Here is a 19938-nt window from a genome sequence, read left to right on the forward strand (position 1 = left end):
CACTGACGCGCCGAGGGGGCTTTTTGTTAGGCTGCGCTCCTTTTTTCGCAAGGAGCACTGCGTGGCCCTTTCAGCATGGAAGCACCTGCCCTCGTGGGCGGCCCTGTTCGTCGCCACCACGGCGAGCGCCCATACCCTGCCCAGCACGGTGTACCGCGGCACGGCGGGGGATATGCAGCTGGAGGTCATCCTCCAGTTCGACAGCGCCTGGGACGGCATGGCCGGGTTCGTCGAAACCTCGGCGGCGGCCGATCACCTGACCCTGGAAACGACGCCCTATGACCCCAGTGAGCCGCTGCTGATCAACCTGCGCGACGGCACGCCACTGCCGCCGGCGGCGATCGAGTTCCAACCCTTCGCCCTCGACCAGCAGGTGCTGCACGGGCGCTGGATCGACCTGCGCACCCGCGAGGAGCGTGTGCTGCAATTGGAGCGCAAGCAGGTGTTCCGCGACGGCTCCAGGGCGGTCTACGAGGCCGACCTGCTGCAGCAGGGCACCAGCCAGGGCATGAGCTTCCGCGTGCATGCACGCAAGGCGGCCAACGAAGCGGTGCCGGTCTTCGACCGCATCACCGTCACCGACAAGGCCAGCGGCGCGACGCGGCAGGTGATCGAGGGCCTGGATGCCTACTTCTATGGCACCGACACGCTGCGGTTGGCCTACCTGGACGATGACGATTTCATCGACTTCTCCTTCGTGCCCAAGCGCATCCGCGAGAGCGACAAGGCCCTGACCAGCGGCACGGTGCAGTACTACCTCTACGACCCGGCGTCCGGCCGCTACGCCCTGCACGCGGGCCTGACCGAGATGGCCGGCAGCGGCTCGCTGTACCCCGATGCCCACCAGCGCGGGCGCTTCGAATACCGCCCCGAAGGTGGCGAACGCTTCCGGCCCGGCACCTTCCAAGCAGGCTTCTACCGCCTGGACGCAGGGCAACGGGTGGTGGCTGAAGCGGCCGGGGAGGCAGCGCAATGAGCCGACTGTTCCGTTCCTGGTTGCGCCTGGCGCTGCTCGTGGCCCTGTGTGGGCCCGGCCTGGCCGGCGCCGTGGACGTCTACCAGGGCACCCTCGGCAAGCAGGCGATCACTCTGGTGACCTTCCAGCAGAACCGCGTCATCCGCGGCGTGTATTTCTATGACCGCTACCGCACGCCGATCCGCCTCAAGCCGGTGTTCAGCAACAACGAGCCCAACAACGGCATCGGCATGGACGAACTGGACGCCGGCGGGCTGCCGGCTGCGCGCATCCTTGTGTTCTTCTCGGGCTACTACAAGCGCGATGCCACCCTCAATGGCACCTGGACCGACTACCGCACCGGCAAGCGCCTGCCCATCCACATGAAGCACGTGGCCATGCTGCGCTCCGACGAAGCCTGGCCGGGGGCGACCACGGCGGTGTTGCAGGCGGCCTCCACCGAACGCTTCTACTTCCAGGTGCCGCAGGCCAAGGACGGCGGCCCGGCGTCGGCCATCGAGGTGTATGCGAAGAAGACCGGCAAGCGCGTGCAGACGCTGAGCCTGCCGGGTTGCCGCAGCGAGGATGTGGAAACCGTGCAACTGGCGGTGGAGCAGGGCGCCACCCAGTTGCGGGTGGGCAAGCGCTACCGCTGCGCGGGCGTGGCCTTCGCCTGGGACGAGGGCACGGGGCAGTTCGAGTCGTTGCGTTGACGCGGCACCGCGCCGGGCTCAGAGGAACTCGGCGCGGATGCGGTCGGTGTCGAACGGGGTGATGCCCTCGCGCAGGCCGAACAGCGTATCGGCCTGCTCGGGCCTGTCCACCCGGCTGCCGCGCGCCTCGGCATGCAGCGCGAACAGGGTGTGCAGGTCCGGGGCGGCGAGGCTGGTCATGGCGCGCAGCATCAGCGAAATGCCGCTGAGGTTGTTGGCGACGTTGTTCCAGCGCGGGTAGCCGCCCAGGCCGATATCCGTCCAGAGGATGCAGCGCTGCTCCAGGTCGATGATGAAGGGCAGGCAGGTCTGCTGGTTGGCGGAGAGGTCGAGGCGGTCTTCCACGGTGCGGGCCTCGAAGGCTTCGCCGGAATCCACGTCGCTGCGGGCCATCCAGCCGGCGAAACATTCCGGCAGGTCGCAATAGGGCTGGTTGGTGTAGCTGTTGACGCAGGGCACCACGAAGCGCAGGCCCTTGTCGCGCAGCAGCTGCAGGTCGAGGTCGATGAACTCGGCAGCGCCTTGCGGGGCGTCGACGATGTCGCCGCTGTGGTGGCCGCCGTAGCCGTGCAGGTTGTAGTAGGCCACCAGGTCGCGGTAGACGAAGTCGCCATCGAAGAAGGCGGTCGACAGGTCGATGTCGGTGCGGCTGTGGCCGTTGGTCCACCAGAGGAACAGGCGGATGTAGCGCGACTCGGGCAGCGGCATGCGGCTGCCGCGCACCAGGGTACGCAGCGAGCGCGAGGCCGAGCGCTGGGCCAGGGGCACCACCCGGTCGGCCAGCTCCGGTGCCAAGTAGCAGCGGCCCAGCGGCGGGCGGCTGGCGAAGCGGGCCACCAGGGTGGCGCGGATCAGCGCGATGGCATCGGCCAGGTGCTCGGGGGCGATGGGCGCGCGCCGATCCGGGAGCGTCCAGGCACGGGCGGCATCGCCCTTGGGGAAGAAGGTGCGCAGGGGCGCGTGCCCGCGATGCTCGAACTGCGCCAGGGCCTGCAACAGCACCGGCGTGGCGACCTGCTGGGCGACCTCGGCGAACTGCTTGAGCACTGCATCCGGCTGCGGGCAGGTGCGCAGCAGGTGGTCCAGGCGCCGGGCCATCTCTCCGGGGCGGGTGGCCAGGCGCTGGCTGGCGGCCTCGACCCGGCCGGTTTCCAGGTCCCGCTCCACCTGGCCATTGAAGCCGCTGAACGGCAGGCCCTCGCGCAGCACCTGGAAGGCCTGCCAGGTGCGCGGGCATTGGCTGCGGTAGTCGCCGGGGTGCAGGCCTTCGCCGAGGCGCTTCCAGCGTTCGGGCCAGCGGCGCATGTCTTCGGTGGGGTCGCCGCAGGCTTCCAGCAGCGCCAGCAGCCGGCGCCGTTCGCGACGCTTGAAGCCCTTGAAGCGGCAGGGCTCGGCCAGGGAGACATCGCCATCGCAGAGCGCCACGGCCAGGCGCAACACATCGGTGGCGGTGCCGATGCGTTGGTCGACGAAGCGCTCGGCGCGCTCGCCGGGGACGAAGCGCAGCAGCCAGGCGGCGATCAGTGCGAGGTTTTCCTTGAAGGGGATTTCTTCCGGCAGCAGGTCCAGCACCTTGTCGCGGTACTGGCGCACGAACCACTGCAGGTCGGCCTTGTCGTCCGCCGACAGCGAGGTGCGCGAGGCGGCCAGGCGGGTGCAGAGGCGCTCGAATTCTTCCTGGGTGCCCAGGTCGATCTCCAGCGGCTGGCGGTGGTGCAGCAGGGGCGCCGGCAGGCTCGGGTCCTGCAGGCGCAGGCGTTGCAAGGTCAGGTAGTGGAGGACGGCGCGCTGGTACAGCTGCGCCTCGTCCAGGGCCAGGCTGCCGGCCGGGAAATCGGGGAACAGCGGGCGGTGTTCACGGTGTGCGCCGGTCATCGGGGCCAGGTGGCGGCGCAGGTCGCGCAGCACCCGGGCGAGCTGCTCCGGCGAGAGGGTCAGCAGGCGCTCGGCGAGGGCCTCGGAGAGCACGAAACCGAGCTGCTCGGTTTCCTTTTGCACCATGGCCACCTGGGCCAGGCTGGCGCCGCCTTCACCGGGGCTGACCGCGAACTTGCGGCAGCGGCGCAGGAAGATTCCGTTCACATCTGCTCCTGAAATGAAAAGCCCACCGTGAGGTGGGCGGGTGGGAAGCGGGCACCCTAGTTTCAGAGGTAGAAGGAAGGACGCCCATAGCCACGGCGTGGAGGATATTGCAGGTGGCGGGAAAAATGAATCGCCGTCTGCAGGCGAACGCTCGACGCTTTCGCATCGTGGCGATTTCTTCTGTGCCACGGCTGGTGAGCACCCGTGCTTCACGCCATGATTGACCCCTTTGTGCGGGCCGAGGATCGGCCGGGCCCGCTGTACCGGGAACGTGCGATGCACATGGAATCGGAACGGCCTTCCGCCGCCTGGCTCTACCTGGGTGGCGAGGGCATCGAGCCCCGTTGCCTGGCGACGGATGCGTACGTGTCGCCGCTCTGGTGCCTGCTGCTGGCGGGTGCCGAGGTGGTGCCGGCGATCACGCCGGCGCAGGTGGAGGTGCAGACGCCCGGCAATGGCCTGCGCCTGTCGCTGGAAACGGCGCAGGACAACTGGGCGCAGTTCGACGCCTATATCCGCCGTCACCCCCAGCACCATCGCGTGCCCGCCATCGGGCTTTGCCTGGATGCGGTGGCGGCCTTCCTGCAGCGTGCCGCTGAAGCCAGCGAGGGGCCTTTGCAGACGCTGTGGCTGCAGGGCGACCTGGATGCGGTTTCCGGCCCCTTCGACGCCAACACCGCTTCGCGCATCGGCTTCTGGAAGTGGAACGCCGACACGCGCCTGCAGGCGTTGCAGGAGGGCACGGTCGACCTGCATGACGTCACCCTGGTGCTGGATTACGAGAACCTCGACGAGTGGGTGCGGGCCTTTGGCCTGGATACGCTGGACCACCCCTGGTTCCGGGCACTGGCCCATCTCGAGGATTTCGCCGGCTTGCAGGTGCCCTTTGCCGAACTGGAGGCGCCTGCCGAAGCCGAGCCGCTGCCGGTCGGGCTCGATGAGCACGACGTCGCGCTCGACCCCGGCGCTGAATACGATCCGGAGCACGAGCTGGAACTGGACGAGCCGGCGCCGCAGCCCGTTTCCCCCGGGGAATGGGCGCGCCGTTACCAGGCAGGCGATCCCGCTGCGGCGCTTGCGTTGTCCCTTCTGGCCGATGACCTGGCCCAGGCCATGGATTGGGCGCGGCGCGCCTGTGGCCTGGAGGGGGCCGCCGAGCCCACGGCGGCGGCCTGGTTGCAGCTGGCGCAGCTGGCTTTCGAGAGGGCCGGCAGCACGGACGAGCTGCTGCAGGCGCGTGGCTGGGTGGAGCGGGCGCAGGCGCTGGATCATCAGCTGGACGAGGTCTATGCGCTGCTGTTGCTGCAGGCGCGCCTGTGGCTGGATGCCGACGCCGGGCCGGTGGACGGTGCACGGGCTTTCGCCGCGCTGGAGCGGCTGCTGCTCCTGAGCGGGCGCAACCAGGCGGTGCATACCGAGGGGCTGCACCTGCTGGGCATCTGCCGCCGCGATGGGTTGGGCTGCCCGGCGGACCCGGAGGCGGCGCGGGTGTCGTGGCGCTCCGCCGCGTCGGATGGCCATGGCCCGGCGACTCAGGCGCTGGTGGAGCTGCTGGCCGCACAGGCCGACGCCGAGGAGGATGCCGAAGCGGCGGAGCGCTTGTGGCTGGAGGCGTTGAACCACGCCGAGGTCTACCTGGAGTGCTTCGCCGAGGAGGGCGACCCGCGGGTGCTGGCGTTCATGCACGGTTTCTGCGGCGAGCTGGCGCTGCGCACCGACCCCATCGACTGGGAGGCGGCGGAGCTGCACCTGGTGCGCGCGGCCGAGGCGGGGAACGTCGATGCCATGGGGCTGCTGGCGATCGACGTCTACCGCAACCGGCAAAGCCCGTTGCGCGACCTCAAGCGCGCGCTGCACTGGGCCTGGCGTTACGGCGTTGCCACGGGGGTGCTGAAGTCGGCCGACGCTGGCTGGCAGCGCTGGGTGTTCGCGCTGTTCTGGTTGCTGCGGGGATAGGCGAGGTGCATCGCCCCGCCCATGGCGGGCCGGGCGATGGCGCGCTGCATCAGTAGGTGATGCACACCGACTTCAGTTCGGTGAAGCCTTCGATGGCGGCCTTGCCGAACTCGCGGCCCATGCCGGACTGCTTGTAGCCGCCGAAGGGCAGGTTGGGGTCCACCGGGACGTGGTTGTTGACCCAGACGGTGCCGGCTTCGATGCGCGGGATCAGGTCCATGACGCGGCCCAGGTCGTTGCTCCAGATGCTGGCGGTGAGCCCGTAGCGGCTGTCGTTGAGCATGTCCACGGCCTGGTCGACATCGTTGAAGGGCAGCACCGACAGCACCGGGCCGAAGATTTCCTCGCGCACCGAGGTCATCCCCTGGGTGACCTTGCCCAGCACCGTGGGCTGCACGAAGTAGCCGGGCAGGTCGGGCTGGCCGCCACCGGTGCAGAACTGCGCACCTTCCTCGCGGGCGATGGCCAGGTAGCGCAGCACGCTGGCCTGCTGGCGACGGGAGACCAGGGCGTTGACCTGGGCGTCCGGGTCCATGCCGGCGCCGACCTTCAGTTGTGCCACCTGGGCGGTCAGGGCTTCGACGAAGTTCTGGTAGTGGCTGGCGTGCACGTAGAGGCGCGAGGCCGCCGCGCAGACCTGGCCCTGGTTGAGCAGGCCACCGCCGATGGCGCCGGCTACGGCCTGCTCGATATCGGCATCGGCGAGCACCAGCATGGGGTTCTTGCCGCCCAGCTCCAGGGTGAAGCGGGTCATGTTGTCCAGCGCCGCGCGGCCCACCTGCTTGCCCACGGCGGTGGAGCCGGTGAAGGACACCTTGTTCACCAGCGGGTGGGCCACCAGCGCGGCGCCGGCATCGGCACCGCCGACCAGCACGTTGAAGGCGCCCGCCGGGATGCCGGCCTGGATCGCCAGCTCGGCCAGGCGCAGGGCGGTGAGCGGGGTTTCGTCCGCCGGCTTGATGATGATGGTGCAGCCGCAGGCCAGGGCCGGCATCACCTTCCACAGGGCGATCATCATCGGGAAGTTCCACGGCACGGTGCCGGCGATCACCCCGGCCGGCTCGCGGCGGGTGTAGGCGTTGAAGCGCGCCTGGGCCGGTACGGGGATGGACACATCCAGCGTCTGCCCTTCGATCTTGGTGGCCCAGCCGGCCATGTAGCGCATGTAGTTGACCGAGGCGCCGACCTCCACCGCGCGGGCGAGGTGGATGGACTTGCCCTGGTTGAGGGTTTCCAGCTGCGCCAGTTCCTCGCCATGGGCTTCTACCAGGTCGGCGAAGCGCAGCAGTACGCGCTCGCGCTCGGCGGGGGCCAGGCCGCTCCAGACGCCCGAGCGGAAGGTGCGGTGGGCGGAGGCGACCACGGCATCCACCTGCGGCGCGTCGGCCTGCAGGATGCGCGAGAGCGTCGCGCCGCTGGCGGGGTTGTGCACCTCGCGCTGGGTGCCTTGTGCGGGCTGGTGTTGTTGGCCGTCGATGAACGAGGCGTGGGTGCGGTCGACGAAGGCGTCGACGCTGGGAAGGGTGTTGATCAGGGCATTGGACACGATCGGCTCCTGGTTCGGGCAGCGGGAGGGTTCGCCCGCGTAGGGCGTGCCCCAGCTTAGGGTCGGGCCCGGGCCAGGGCTTGACTCTGCCTGCCACGCGAACATGACCCAGCGTGCAGCGGATGCGGCGTGTCAGGCAGGCGCAACGACCTGGCAGCGGGGAGCAAGCGGCGCCGTGGTGCAGGTGGGATAGTCGGAGTGTCGTCTGCGAGGGCGACGCCATTGTTGCTTGCTCCGTGTCACCACGCTTTGCCGCCGCCCTGGTCATCGGCGGCTTTTTTTTTCCCGCTTTTTGGCGGGAAGGCGGACGAGGTTGGGGCACAGGGCGTAGTTCGTCGCACGGGTAGAGGTACGAAACCCATGCTGCCGGAGCGGCCGATGATCACGGTGTGTGGTGAGTCTTCGGATCGATGGGTTTCGCTGCGCTCTACGCCATCCTGCGGGGCGTGCGGGCATGTCAGGCTGCTACAAGAGCAGCGGCAGGCAGGGGCAAGACGCCCGGGGAGGGCGGGCGCAGAGTGTTCGGGAACCTGCGGCTACGACCGCACCGGCCAACCCGGTCGGATAACGATAAACAAGAACAATGCATTCGAGGGCCCTGACGATGTCGATCAACGCCAAGCTCACCGCACACCTGAATCGAGGCTCGGTGGGGTTCCCCACCGCGCTGGCCAGCACCATCGGCCTGATCATGGCCAGCCCGGTGATCCTTACCGCCACCATGGGCTTCGGCATCGGCGGCAGCGCCTTCGCCGTGGCCATGCTGATCGCCATGGTGATGATGCTGGCGCAGTCCACCACCTTCGCCGAGGCGGCGTCGATCCTGCCCACCACGGGCTCGGTCTACGACTACATCGCCTGTGGCATGGGGCGCTTCTTCGCCATCACCGGCACCATCGCCGCCTACCTGATCGTGCATGTGTTCGCCGGCACGGCGGAAACCATCCTGGCCGGGGTCATGGCCCTGGTTAACTTCGAACACCTCAACACCCTGGCCGAGTCGGCCGGCGGTTCCTGGCTGCTGGGGGTGGGCTTCGTCATCGCCTTCGGCATCCTCAACGGCTTCGGCGTCAGCGTGTTCGGCAAGGCCGAGGTGATCCTCACCTTCGGCATGTGGACGACCCTGATGGTGTTCGGCGTGGCCGGCCTGATCGCCGCGCCCGCCGTGCAGCTGGATGGCTGGTTCGGCACCTCGATGGTGGGCACCGACCTGGTGACCATTCTGTCCCTGGTGGGCATGGCGATGTTCATGTTCGTCGGTTGCGAGTTCGTCACGCCCCTGGCGCCGGACCTGCGCAACTCCGCGCGGACCATGCCCCGCGCCATGGCGCTCGGGCTGTTCGGCGTGGCCTCCTGCATGTTCATCTACGGCGCAGCGATGAAGCGCCAGGTGGAGAACGTGCTGCTCGACGAGGCCACCGGCGTGCACCTGCTGGACACGCCCATGGCCATCCCGCAGTTCGCCCAGCAGGTGATGGGCGATATCGGCCCGATCTGGCTCGGCATCGGCTTCCTCTTCGCCGGCGCCGCCACCATCAACACCCTGATGGCCGGCGTGCCGCGCATCATGTACGGCATGGCCGTGGACGGCGCGTTGCCGAAGGTCTTCGCCTACCTGCACCCGCGCTACAAGACGCCGCTGCTGTGCATCGCCGTGGCCGTGCTGATCCCCTGCCTGCACGCTGCCTGGCTGGGTGGCAACACCGACAACATCTTCCACCTGGTGCTGGCCGCCGTCTGCGCCTGGAGCACCGCCTACCTGCTGGTGACGATCTCGGTGGTGATCCTGCGCATCCGCCGCCCGGACCTGCCGCGTGCCTACAAGTCGCCGTTCTTCCCGCTGCCGCAGATCATCTCCAGCGTCGGCATCCTGCTGGGCATGTGGTTCATCACCCCGCCGGGCATGAACCCCAAGGACATCTACGGCCCCTTCGCCGTGATGCTCGGCCTGACCGCCGCCTACGCGCTGTTCTGGACGGTGGTGGTGCAGAAGGTCAACCCGTTCCGCCCGGTGCCGGTGGAAGAGGTACTGGAAAAGGAATTCGCCAATGAGCCGGGCATCCACCCCAGCGAGAGCTATGGCCATGCTTCCCGCACTGCGTGAGTTCTTCGGCAGCACCCGCGCGCCCTCCGGCTACCGGCCGGGGGCGACCCTGGCCCTGGTGCGGCGCAACCTCGGCGGCCTCGGTTTCGAGGCGCTGGAGCCGGGCCAGGGGCGCTTTACCCTGGACGACGGTCTGCAGGTGGAGGCCCGCGAGCGCACCCAGTCGGAACTGCTGATGCACCTGGTGTTCACCGAGTTCAGCCTGCAGGTGCCTTCTTGCGGGCAGGGCGTGGCGAAGCTGGAGGTTCGTCATACCGGCGCCATCCGCCGCCAGGGCCTGGCCTGCACCCGGCGCGCCGGGGAGGCGGCCGAGCTGGCTGGCGTGATCGCCGCGCTGGAGGGTGACCCGGCCTTGCGGGCCGCGCTGATGCCGCTGGATTTCAAGCGCCTGCGCATCGAACGCGAGGAGGGCCACTGGCGGGTGTTGCTGGAGCACATGGGCGCCAGCGAGGTGGTCAACCGCATGCCGGCGTTCCGTCGCTACATCCGCCTCGACGATGCGCAGCAGGCCCACCTGCTGAATGCGCTGCCGGCGCTGGCTCGGGTGCTGGCGGGCTTTTGAGCGGCTTCAGGCCTCCGTCGCGGGGGCCTTCTTGATGCCCGGGATCAGCACCAGCTGGCGCAGGTCGGCGACCTTGAGGTCCAGGCTCTTGCCGCTGGGGGACAGCGCCAGCTCACCCATGGCGAAGACCCGGAAGTAGTCCACCTCTTCCCTCAGCAAGCCATCCAGGTAGCCCTTGAAGCGGTAAGCGTCCATCTGCTCCTTGGAGATGTAGAGGAACACCGGCTTGTTATCGATGCGGTCGTAGAACTTCAGCTTGAAGCCGCTGCCGTAGCGGTCCACCAGCAGCGCGCCACCCTGCAACACCCGGTTGGCGTTGCCCAGCTTGGCGTACTTGATCGCCTTGAAGTACGCGCCCAGGGCCATCTCGCCTTCACCCACCACACGCAGGCGCATGGCCTTGAACTCCTCGTCGCCAAGCTCCAGCCGGGCTTGCCGGTAGCACTCCACCAGGCGCTCCAGGCTGCTGGTGCGCTGGTTGACCGATTTCTTCTCGTTGCGCGGGGCCAGGGCCTCCTCGGGGGTGCCGGCAGGCTTGCGCGCGGGGGCGGTTGGCGTGTCGGGCTTGTCGGCGTTGGGCCTGGCCCGTTCGACCGGGGGCTCGAACACGTCGATGTAGTCATGCAGCTTGCGCCGGGCGTGGCGCTGCCGGGTCTCGGCCTCGCTCTCGCCGGGCAGCTTGCCGTCGGCGTCCTCGTCCTCCTCGTCGGCCATCCATTCGCAGTCGGGCGCGTGGCTGGAGTGCGGGTTCTCGCGGAAGTGCGCGGCCTTGTAGGTCTCGTTCGGCTGCTTGTCGTAGTTCGCCGCAGTGACCTTGGTGCCCAACGTGCGGCAGGCCTCGCTGGAGCAGAGGAAGTCGAAACGGCTGCGCGGCTCGGGCAGGGAGAAGAACGCCCGGCGCGCTTCGGCGATGGACAGCACTTCGTCCAACTGGACGCAGTAGGCGCGGGTGATCGGGGCTTTGGTGGGCATCCGGGGCGGTTCCCTGGCTGGGGGCATGAGGCGGGATTATGCAGGCTGGCGCGACGGCGGCAAACGGGAGCTTGGAGTGGGCAGCGGGCGGGTGTTAGGTTCTTGGCATGTCGGCATTCAACAAGGAGTGAGTCATGGCATCGCACAAACTGAAAGGGCCCAGGGCCGCCGGCTTCAAGCCGGGCATGGGCACCCATCACCCGAAGAAAAACCGGGACGCCCGCAAGGAACGCTCGGGCACCCAGGCCCTGGTGATCGCCGGCGGCATCGTATTGCTGGTCATCGTGCTGGCGGTGCTGGCCCGCTGAGGTAGGGCGAGAGCGCCAAAGAAGCCCCGGCCAGAGTGCCGGGGCTTTTCGTTTCAGAGGTCCAGCAGCTGCGGCGCGATGCCGAGGGCGCCTGCGACCTTCTCGCGGGTGGCCTTGCGTGGCTTGGCGGCCTGCTCCTGCTGGGCATAGGCCGGCTGGCTGATACCGATGCGCGCGGCCACTTCCGCCTGGGAAAGCCCCAGGTGTCGGCGCCAGGCGGCGATGGGGGTGAGGCCATCCTTGACCATATGGCCGACGACTTCGTTGGGAACCAGGCCGTCTTGGCCCTGCTGGGCGATGTAGTCGGCATAGGGGATGACGACGAAGGCGGGTTTGCCGTTCGCGTCATTGATGATCTGCACGTTAGTAGGTGTGCTCATCACGCTTCTTCACCTCTTGAATACTCACGATCTGGATGGCGCCGTCCCAATCGAAAATGACTCGGTAACTGCCGACCCGAAGCCGGTAGCCGAACGGATGGTGGACGAGGGCTTTGACGTTTTGCACATCCGGCATGGAAGCCAGTGCCTGGACGGCGTCGTAGATTCTTTTCTGGTCGATGCTGGCGGTTCGTCTGAGTTGCTTGATGGCCTTCCGTGTCCAGCGAATCTCATTCATACCTCTATCACTCTGCGATAAGTAATATAAGTATTTTAGTGATGTTGGTAAATCGGCTGGCCGAGTCGTGTGTCAGGTGATTCCGAAGGGCGGTGATGCTTTGTTTCCTGGCTGAGGGCGCCCAGGGTCATGCACATCTTCACGCCCCGGGGCCGAGGCGATACGCATGACACCCCTCACGCTTGAGCCGGGCATGCTGCCCATTGGCGAGGAATGGTCGGCGTACCGCTCCGCTGGCACCGAAACTGCATCTTCGGACGCCATCGAGTCCTTGTTGCGCTCGCATAGATAACATGTTAACAATCTCGCAACAAAAACAAGATAACTCCGGAGGTTCGTATGCGTGCTCAAGAAGCCCGTGGCGGTCTGGAAGACTGGCAAAAGTCGCTGCAGAACATCTGCGGCAGGTTCGAAACCCAACTGGCTACCAGCCGTTCGCTGTTCATCGGCGAGATCTCCGCGCAATGCCATTCCGGCCTCACCATGGCGCACCTGCGCACCAATGCCGGGCTTATTTCCCGTTCTTCCCTCAAGGCCGATCGCGATGACGACCGCCACTGCTTCCTGATCAGCCAGCGCAGTGGTTTTTCCCGGGTGGCACAGGGAGGCGTGAGCATCGACCTGGCGCCGGGCGAGCTGCTGCTGATGGATTCGGTGGGCGCCTGCGAGATCACCCCCTTTGGCCTGATCGACCATGCCTCCCTGCACCTGCCGCGCGAGGCAGTGGAGCGCGCGTTCAAGTCCAAGCAGGCCAAGTTCGGCAAGATTTCCTCGACCCGTGCCAGCGGTAAGATGCTGCACTTGCTGATGGACCAGCTGTGCCGCGAGCAGGCGGGTTCGGACGATGACGAGATCGAGGCCCTGGAGAACGCCTTCATCTCCCTGCTGGAGCCGGCGCTGGGCCAGGATCGCGTGGAGGTCGGCAACTGCGATTCCCTGCAAGGCGCCAACCTGCGCAGCTATGTGCAGAAGATCATCGACGAGTCGCTGTCCCAGCCCAACCTCACGCCGCTGGCCCTGGCCAACCGCCTGGATATCTCGGTCCGCCACCTGTACCGGCTGTTCGAGGAACAGGGCGACAGCGTCTGCCGTTATATCCAGCGCTCGCGCCTGCAGCGCAGCGCCGATGACCTGGCCAACCCCATCCTCCGGGGCGAGTCCATCACCTCGATCGCCTACAAGTGGGGCTTTACCGATTCGGCGCATTTCAGCCGGTCGTTCAAGAAGCACTTCGAGCGCTCGCCCAAGGACTTCCGTGCCGGCGCGTTGATGGAGGCCGCCGCCGGCTTCTGACGGCGGCTCCACTCACCTTCCTAGCCCAGTTGCGTGGCCAGGTGCTCCACCTGGTCATGCAGGAAACCGGCGAAGGCCTCGCCGGGCTGCTGCAGCTGGATGAAGGCCAGCATCGGGTCTTCCACGGCGGTACGCACCCCCGACAACTCCTCCATCACCGCGAGCCCGCAGAAGGGCACGTAGGCTTCCGCGTAGCCGCCTTCGTGCACCAGCACCAGGCGCCCGCCGCACAACCCCTCCGCCGCTTCACGCAGCAGCGCCGTCATCCCGCGGAACGAGTCGCTGTGCAGCAGCATGCGCGCCAGCGGGTCCACGGCGTTGGCGTCGTAGCCGCAGGCGACCACGATCAGCTCCGGGCGGAAGCGCTCCAGCGCCGGCAAGACGATGCGGCGCATGGCCTGCAGGTAGGCGTCGTGGCTGCTGCCGGCCGGCAGGGGGATGTTGATGTTGCTGCCCAGGCCGGCGCCGCGCCCGCGATCCTCCAGGCCGCTGTAGCCCGGTGGGTAGCAGTTCTCCTGGTGCAGGGAAACGGTCAGCACCTCGCCATCTTCCTCGTAGATCGACTGGGTGCCGTTGCCGTGGTGCACGTCCCAGTCGATCACCGCCACCCGTCGCAGGCCGTGGCGGGCCCGGGCCGCCTCGATGGCGATGGCGATGTTGGCGAGGAAGCAGAAGCCCATGGCCTGGTCGGCGAGGCAGTGGTGGCCCGGCGGTCGCGACAGCGAGTAGGCGTTGTCCGCCTCGCCCCGCATGACGCAGTCGACCGCGGCGATGGCCAGGCCGGCGGAGAGCTTGGCGATCTCGTAACTGCCCGGGCCGATGGGCGCCTCGCTGCCCAGCTCGCCGCCACCGGCGTCGCTCAGGGCCTTGAAGCGTTGCAGGTAGTGGGCCGGGTGCACGCGCAGCAGGTCCTCGTCCGTGGCCGGCTCCGCACTGCGTTGCAGCAACTGGCGGGACAGACCGGAGACATCCAGCAGGCTTTTCAGCCGGCGCTTGGTTTCGGGGGACTCGGCGAAGCCGGTGGCGGCCGGCGGTTGCACCCAGCCGCCCACGGGCAGGGTCAGGGCGTGCACGCCGGCGCTGTGCCAGAAGCAGAGTTCATCGGAGAAGAAGGCGGTACGGCGGCTCATGGATTGGCTCCGGTGTTGTCGAGGGAAGGGGTTGGTGCGCCGCTTTGCAGGCGGGCGAGGCTGAGTGCGGCGAAGGACAGCAGCAGGCAGGTGGCACTCAGCAGCAGGACGCCGCGCATGCCGACGCTGCTTTCCAGCAGCGGGCCGGCGATGGCGGGGCCGAGGGCGAGGCCACCGCCGATCAGCAGGTTGGTGGTGTTCATCAACCTGCCGTCGCGGTCCAGGTCGGCCAGGCAGGCGAGGATGAAGGGCAGGGCGAAGGTCCAGGTGTACTTGAACACCAGGGCCGCCGTGGCGAAGCGTGCGAGGCCCGGTTGGTCGAGCAGAAGCAGCACCGCGCCTGTCATCAGGGCGTAGCCGAGCAGCAGCATCGCCCCACGCGGCCAGCGCTTGCCGATCAGCGCGGCGCAGGCCGAACCGGCGATGCCCAGCAGGGTGGCGACGGCGAGGATGCGCCCGCTGCTGGCCGGGTCGATGGCCGCGGCGCCGGCGATGCTGCCGATGAAGGTCCACACGCCGCTGAGGCCGACGTAGAAGGCCAGTACGGCGAACAGCGCCAGCAACGCGCGCCAGCCGATGCCACCGGGTGCCCGCTCAAGTGTGCGCGCGGCCGGGGTGACGCCCTGGAAGCTGCCGGCCAGCGGCAGGCACAGCAGCATCAGCAGGGCCAGGCCGAGGTACAGCGCCTGCAGGCCGAAACGCTCGAACAGCGGCGGCAGCAGCCACAGGCCGATGGCGCCGAGCACCAGCTGGCCCATGACCCAGAGCCCGTACACGCGGTCGCGATCCTGGCTCTGCGCCGCGCTGGCGATGCACAGCACCATCAGCGTGCCGCCGGCCAGGGCGCTGACCACGCGCAGGGCCATCAGCGGGTGGAAGGCGCTCGCCCAGGCCGAAGCCAGGTTGGCGACGATAAACAGCAGGGCTGCGCCGCGCGCCACTAGCCGCCAGTCCAGGCGCGGCTGCCAGAGGTAGGCGGGCAGGGTGGCCAGGCTCATGGCGGCCAGCTCGGCGGAGAACAGCTGGCCGATCTGCGCCGGGCCGAGGCCGAGCTGGAGGGCGTACTGGGTGGCGATGGCCGGCGCCGCCATCAGCACGCAGGGGACGATGGCGGCGAACAGCACGATGGCCAGCAAGCGGGTGCGGGGCAGCCCCGCGGAAACGGCGGTGGTCATGGCGTGGCCCTCAGAAGACATGGACGAAGCGCAGCAGCAGGTTGTTCTGCTCGAAGGCGTTCTCGGTGGCGACATTGCGCGTCAGGCCCAGCAGCACCTGGTTGCGCCGGTCCAGCCAGTGGCCCACTTCGAAGCCGAGCTGGGTGGAGCGCTGGTGGGTGTCGTCGAGGGTGCGGCCGTTGAATTCCAGTTCGCCGCCGTCGGCGTGGATCAGGCGCAGGGCGCCATAGGTGCTGGGAGTGAAGTCGTAGGAGGCGAAGGCCTGCAGCCGGTAAAGCGGCTTCTGCTCCAGGTCCTGGCCGAAGTAGTCGTCGTTCTTGCCATAGACCTGGGCTTCGAGGTTGGCCTCCAGGATCCAGTTCTCGCCGACGCCCTGGGTGTAGTTGTAGTTGAGGTGCAGGGCCCAGCGGTTGGCACCGGGGGAGGCGTCCGGGTTGCGCCCGTGGTATTCGCCCACCGGCACCGTGAGCATGGTCAGCAGGCCGCTGTAGGTGCGCGATTGCGGGTCGTTGATGAAGAACAGCGTGCCGCCCACCTGCGGGTCGCCCAGGCCGCGTTCGCTGCTGCGGCTGGCGGCGCCTGGCGCACGGATGTCGACGTCCACGTAGGGGACGATGAACTGCGGGGTGCACAGGGTGCCGCAGATGTCGGTGAAGATCAGCTGGCGCCAGGCGAAGGCGTTGACCGCGAGGTCGGCCTTGCCTGTGCTGTCGCCCGCGCCGTGGTAGTCGTTGGCGCGGGTCAGCGGCAGGTAGCCGACACCGAGCACGGTGCCCACCGGCGCCGAGACGAAGTCGCGGGCATTGAGGTCGGCGGCCTGGGCGCTGGAGGCGGCAAGGGCGGCGGCGAGGGAAAGCGAAAACGTGTAGCGGCTGTGCATGTGCAGGGTTCCTCTGGCGGGTAGGTGCAGGCAAAGGCTCCCCGTCCCGCCGTCTTCGGGGCAGGTGGAGGGAGCGGGTGGGTTTAGTTCGAGGTGTGGTGCAGCAGGTGGGCGATGCCTGCCTTGCCGTTGATGCCGAGCTTGTCGTAGATGCTGCGGATGTGATGGCGCACGGTGTTCGGCGCCAGGCCCAGGTCGCGGGCGATTTCCTTGTAGGTGCTGCCACCGCCGAAGCGTTCGGCGACGTCGGTTTCCCGGGCGCTCAGTTGCGCCAGGGCGGGGCGCAGGCGGGCGCTGAGCAGAAGCAGGTCGCCGACTTCGGTGGCGTCCAGCTGCAGGTGCTGGCCCCGGTAGCCGGCGGCGTCTACCGCCTCGGGCAGGCGCGGGCCGCTCCAGCGGGGCCATTCCAGCAGCAGGCGTTCGACGAAGCCGTGCTCGGCGTAGTGCAGGGTGCGCTGGCGGTCGCACACGGCCAGCGCCAGGGTGTTGGGCCCGTCCAGGGTTTCACGCAGGGCCACCAGGGCGCGGATCTGGTTGGCACCCTCGGCGGCCACCAGGTGCGGCATCACCTGGTCGAGGAGGAAGCGCTCCTCCTCGCCGAAGCGCGGCGCGCCCGGGCGGCGGTAGAGCGTCAGGTGCACGCTGAGCTGGGTTTGCGGGTCGATGTGGATCACGCAGAGGAATTCACCGAAGCCGTGCTTGCGCCCCAGCCAGCGCAGCCCGGCGGGGGTGTCTTCGGCCTGGCTGTCGACGATCACCGAGCGCCCGGGTTGCGACTGCACCAGGCCGACGGTGATGTCCTGCTCACGGATCGACTGCCAGTCCTCCACGTAGCTGGCGGGCAGGCCGAACACCTGGGAGCTGTGTTCCTCCGGCAGGTCGGCGACCATCGCCGCGTGCCCCCACCAGGCCTTGTCGAAGGCCAGCAGCGCCTGCAGGCGTTGCAGGGCGTGGCGATGGAAACGGGCGAGGGGTTGTTCCTGGGCCAGTCGTTGCAGCTCCAGCACGCAGGCGTTGAAGGCGGCGAAACGGCGGGGGGTGATGAGGTGTTCGTCGATCTGGCTCATGGGAGGTACCTGTCTGCGACTTTGTTGTTTTTGTCGGAGCCGGCGAGCGGCTCTCAGTCATCAGTGGGTGGCCGGTGTCTGTACGACGAGGCAGGGCCTGGAACGAGTATCGCCAAGGGTGGCGGGGGTCACCATCCTACAGATGCAGGATAGGCCGGCGACCCCCGCCGGCCCTGGCCTTCGGCATTCAGCCGCCGGTGGCCGCGAGGGTCTCCGGGAGCGTGGCGCCGCCGTCCACCACCAGGGTCTGCCCGGTGATGTAGGAGGCCTGGTCCGAAGCGAGGAACAGCATGGCGGCGGCGATGTCACCAGGCTCCCCCAGGCGCCCCAGGGGCACGCCCCGGGCGATGGCGGCGGCATGCTCCCCGTCGCCCAGGTTGCCCATGGCGGGGGTGCGGATCATCCCCGGTTCCACCCCGTTGACGCGCACGCCCTCGGCGGCCAGCTCCAGTGCCGCATTGCGGATGAAACCGTTCACCCCGGCCTTGGACGCCGCGTAGTGGGTGAGCCCCGGGTAGGCCACCCGTGGCCCGGTCACCGAGGAGGTGACCAGCACGCAGCCGCGCCCCTGCTGGCGGAACAGCGGCAGGGCGCCTTGGGTGAGCCAGAACAGCGCGCCGAGGTTTACCGCCAGGGTGCGATCGAGCAGCTCCGGGCCGATCTCCTGCAGCGGCCTCAAGGGGAAGTAACCGGCGTTGTGCACCAGAACATCGAGCCGGGGCAGGCCGCCGAGCAACTGCAGGATGGCGTCGCGGTCCGCCAGGTCGATGGCCGCCGCATGCACCTCGCGGCCGGCGTCGAGCAGCGACTGCGCCAGGGCTTCCGCCGGGGCCTGCTGCAGGTCGGCGATCAGCACCCGCGCCCCACAGGCAGCGAAGCCTTCGACGATGGCCCGGCCGATGCCCTGAGCGCCGCCGGTGACCAGCACGCTGCGGCCGGTGAAATCGAAGGCGGGGTTCATGACGCACCGCCAAGCCGCGCATAGGCGAGGGTGGGCACGTCGACGATGCTGGAGCCGCCGTCGGCCACCAGGGTGGCGCCGGTGAGGATGGAGGCCTCGTCGCTGATCAGGAAGCGGCACAGCGCGGCGATCTCCTCCGCCTGGGCCGGGCGGCGCAGGGGCACCTCGGCGGTGACCCGCGCGTAGGCGGCGTCGAGGCTCTCGCCGTGGTGCTGCATCAGCGGCTGCATTTCCTCGTCGGCCATGGGCGTGCGCACCCAGCCGGGACATACGCAGTTGACCCGCACGCCCTGGGGTCCGTAGTCCCGCGCCAGCGAACGGGTGAGGCCCAGCAGCGCATGCTTGGCGGTGGTGTAGCCGCACACCTCCGGACCCGCCGCCAGGGAGGCGATGGAGCCCAGCAGGACGATGCTGCCGCGCCGCTCCAGCAGCGACGGCAGGCAGGCGCGGGCGCTGTGGAAGGCGGTGTCGAGGTTGCCGCGCATGGCCGCCTGCCAGGCGTCGTCGCTGGTGTCGGTGGCGCTGCCCAGGCCGTGGCCGCCGGCACAGGCGAGCAGCGCGTCGATACCGCCGAAGCGTGCGTGGATGGCGGCGACGAAGCCGGCCCAGTCGGCGCTGCTGGCGGCATCGCCCACCAGCACCAGGCCGCCGCACTCGGCGGCGACCCGTTGCAGGGGCTCGGCGCGGCGGCCGATCAGCACCAGGTTGGCGCCTTCGCGCCCCAGGCGCCGGGCGCAGGCTTCACCGATGCCGGTGCCGGCCCCGGTGATCACCACCGTGCGCTTATGCATCGCCATACACCGTGCGGTTGAGCACGTCGCAATGGGAGGACACGGGGAAGTTGGAGAGGGCGCCGAAATCACCGTCGGCGTAGCCGAAGATCTTGCCGTCGCTGCGGTGGGCCTTGAGGTCGATCATCACCACGCCGAGGGTGGGCACGATCTTCTCGCGCCAGACGAACAGGTACAGCTCGTCGGCGATCTTGAGGTAGTGGCAACGGTCGGTGTCGCACAGGCCTTTCTCGACGCCCGCCAGGCACTGCCAGCTGTAGTAGTTCTCGTTGAGGTAGACGTGCTCGTAGACCTCGGTGGGGCTGTAGCGGTAGCGGTTGCGCAGGCCCACCAGCTCGGTGGTCGGCGCGTGGGGGCAGGCGCCCGGCTGGAAGGGGCGGTCGAGGGTGCCATGGAAGAACTGCACCTCGACGCCGGTCAGGCTCTTGCCGGCCAGGGCGCGGCCGTACAGGCCCTCGCGGGTGGCGGCGGCATCGGGCAGGCGGCCCAGCACCGCGCTGAACGCGCTGGCGGCGGTGTCCAGCACCAGGGTCACCGACCACAGCTGGCCGTGTTCTTCCTTGATGAAGTCCACCAGGTAGATGCCCGGGCGCACCGAGGTGGCGCGGTAGGGCGAGCGACCGCTGGAAGACCCGTCGGCCAGCGCCCAGTCCAGGTGCCCATCGGCGAACACGTGGGCGATGCTCCAGCCGTTGTCGAACTGCAGGTCGAAGCGCTTGCCGTCGAGATCGGCCAGGTTGGGCAGGATAAAGGCCTCCGGGGCAAAGCCCTCGGCCAGGGCGCCTACGGTGATCCAGTCAGATTGGGTGGTCATGGAGCGGTCCT

Annotated in this window: 19 protein-coding genes; 7 read left to right on the forward strand and 12 right to left on the reverse strand. The window is 68.6% G+C overall.

The window, feature by feature from the left end:
• Positions 1-61: 61 nt before the first annotated feature.
• Together RTW82_RS19595 and RTW82_RS19600 are read left to right on the forward strand one after the other, a co-directional pair.
• Positions 62-976: a hypothetical protein gene (locus RTW82_RS19595; protein WP_316926144.1), complete on the forward strand. Its 915-nt coding sequence runs from the start codon at positions 62-64 to the stop codon at positions 974-976.
• Entirely contained in the window at positions 973-1668 is a 696-nt protein-coding gene (locus RTW82_RS19600) for a hypothetical protein (RefSeq protein WP_316926145.1), read from the forward strand. Before RTW82_RS19595 ends, RTW82_RS19600 begins: the two co-directional genes overlap by 4 nt.
• 18 nt (positions 1669-1686) lie before the next feature.
• Here the strand turns inward: RTW82_RS19600 and RTW82_RS19605 are convergent, their stop codons facing one another.
• Entirely contained in the window at positions 1687-3750 is a 2064-nt protein-coding gene (locus RTW82_RS19605) for a TerD family protein (RefSeq protein ID WP_316926146.1), read from the reverse strand.
• A gap of 276 nt (positions 3751-4026) precedes the next feature.
• Here RTW82_RS19605 and RTW82_RS19610 point away from each other — a divergent pair, with 276 nt between their 5' ends.
• Positions 4027-5706, forward strand: coding sequence for a hypothetical protein (locus RTW82_RS19610; protein ID WP_316926147.1), 1680 nt, complete (start codon positions 4027-4029; stop codon positions 5704-5706).
• Positions 5707-5755: 49 nt separating this feature from the next.
• On the opposite strand, the gene RTW82_RS19615 is transcribed toward RTW82_RS19610, so the two are convergent.
• Positions 5756-7252, reverse strand: coding sequence for an aldehyde dehydrogenase family protein (locus tag RTW82_RS19615; protein WP_316926148.1), 1497 nt, complete (start codon positions 7250-7252; stop codon positions 5756-5758).
• A gap of 604 nt (positions 7253-7856) precedes the next feature.
• On the opposite strand from RTW82_RS19615, the gene RTW82_RS19620 reads away from it, so the two are divergent.
• A complete protein-coding gene (locus RTW82_RS19620) occupies positions 7857-9356 on the forward strand; it encodes an APC family permease (RefSeq protein WP_316926149.1) in 1500 nt (499 codons plus the stop codon).
• Entirely contained in the window at positions 9337-9918 is a 582-nt protein-coding gene (locus tag RTW82_RS19625; RefSeq protein WP_316926150.1) for a DUF3156 family protein, read from the forward strand. The genes RTW82_RS19620 and RTW82_RS19625 overlap by 20 nt, the downstream gene beginning before the upstream one ends.
• 6 nt (positions 9919-9924) lie before the next feature.
• On the opposite strand, the gene RTW82_RS19630 is transcribed toward RTW82_RS19625, so the two are convergent.
• On the reverse strand, positions 9925-10890 hold the full coding sequence (locus RTW82_RS19630) for an ATPase (RefSeq protein WP_316926151.1): 966 nt from the start codon (positions 10888-10890) through the stop codon (positions 9925-9927).
• A 134-nt stretch (positions 10891-11024) separates the two neighbouring features.
• Here RTW82_RS19630 and RTW82_RS19635 point away from each other — a divergent pair, with 134 nt between their 5' ends.
• Positions 11025-11198, forward strand: coding sequence for a hypothetical protein (locus RTW82_RS19635; RefSeq protein WP_316926152.1), 174 nt, complete (start codon positions 11025-11027; stop codon positions 11196-11198).
• A gap of 53 nt (positions 11199-11251) precedes the next feature.
• Here the strand turns inward: RTW82_RS19635 and RTW82_RS19640 are convergent, their stop codons facing one another.
• Together RTW82_RS19640 and RTW82_RS19645 are read right to left on the reverse strand one after the other, a co-directional pair.
• Complete coding sequence (locus RTW82_RS19640; RefSeq protein WP_184489912.1) at positions 11252-11578, reverse strand: helix-turn-helix domain-containing protein; 327 nt, start codon at positions 11576-11578, stop codon at positions 11252-11254.
• Positions 11562-11816 carry a type II toxin-antitoxin system RelE/ParE family toxin gene (locus tag RTW82_RS19645; RefSeq protein ID WP_316926153.1) on the reverse strand — a complete coding sequence of 85 codons (255 nt, stop codon included), beginning with the start codon at positions 11814-11816 and terminating at the stop codon, positions 11562-11564. The genes RTW82_RS19640 and RTW82_RS19645 overlap by 17 nt, the downstream gene beginning before the upstream one ends.
• A 339-nt stretch (positions 11817-12155) precedes the next feature.
• On the opposite strand from RTW82_RS19645, the gene feaR reads away from it, so the two are divergent.
• Positions 12156-13109, forward strand: a complete 954-nt coding sequence (gene feaR, locus RTW82_RS19650) for a transcriptional regulator FeaR (protein WP_021221105.1) — start codon at positions 12156-12158, stop codon at positions 13107-13109.
• A 20-nt stretch (positions 13110-13129) separates the two neighbouring features.
• On the opposite strand, the gene RTW82_RS19655 is transcribed toward feaR, so the two are convergent.
• The 7 genes from RTW82_RS19655 to RTW82_RS19685 form a co-directional block, all read right to left on the reverse strand.
• A complete protein-coding gene (locus RTW82_RS19655) occupies positions 13130-14239 on the reverse strand; it encodes a class II histone deacetylase (RefSeq protein ID WP_316926154.1) in 1110 nt (369 codons plus the stop codon).
• Positions 14236-15435: an MFS transporter gene (locus RTW82_RS19660; RefSeq protein ID WP_410478820.1), complete on the reverse strand. Its 1200-nt coding sequence runs from the start codon at positions 15433-15435 to the stop codon at positions 14236-14238. The genes RTW82_RS19655 and RTW82_RS19660 overlap by 4 nt, the downstream gene beginning before the upstream one ends.
• A complete protein-coding gene (locus tag RTW82_RS19665) occupies positions 15425-16294 on the reverse strand; it encodes a transporter (RefSeq protein ID WP_316926156.1) in 870 nt (289 codons plus the stop codon). Before RTW82_RS19665 ends, RTW82_RS19660 begins: the two co-directional genes overlap by 11 nt.
• An 83-nt stretch (positions 16295-16377) precedes the next feature.
• Positions 16378-17361: a response regulator transcription factor gene (locus RTW82_RS19670; protein WP_271657854.1), complete on the reverse strand. Its 984-nt coding sequence runs from the start codon at positions 17359-17361 to the stop codon at positions 16378-16380.
• Between the two features lie 187 nt (positions 17362-17548).
• On the reverse strand, positions 17549-18322 hold the full coding sequence (locus RTW82_RS19675; RefSeq protein ID WP_316926157.1) for an SDR family oxidoreductase: 774 nt from the start codon (positions 18320-18322) through the stop codon (positions 17549-17551).
• Positions 18319-19113 (reverse strand): SDR family NAD(P)-dependent oxidoreductase, encoded by a 795-nt coding sequence (locus RTW82_RS19680; protein WP_263401354.1) that lies wholly within the window; start codon positions 19111-19113, stop codon positions 18319-18321. Before RTW82_RS19680 ends, RTW82_RS19675 begins: the two co-directional genes overlap by 4 nt.
• Entirely contained in the window at positions 19106-19927 is an 822-nt protein-coding gene (locus RTW82_RS19685; protein ID WP_316926158.1) for a molybdenum cofactor biosynthesis F family protein, read from the reverse strand. Before RTW82_RS19685 ends, RTW82_RS19680 begins: the two co-directional genes overlap by 8 nt.
• Between the last annotated feature and the right edge of the window lie 11 nt (positions 19928-19938).

Source organism: Pseudomonas sp. zfem005 (genome assembly GCF_032621735.1).
GTDB lineage: Bacteria > Pseudomonadota > Gammaproteobacteria > Pseudomonadales > Pseudomonadaceae > Metapseudomonas > Metapseudomonas solani.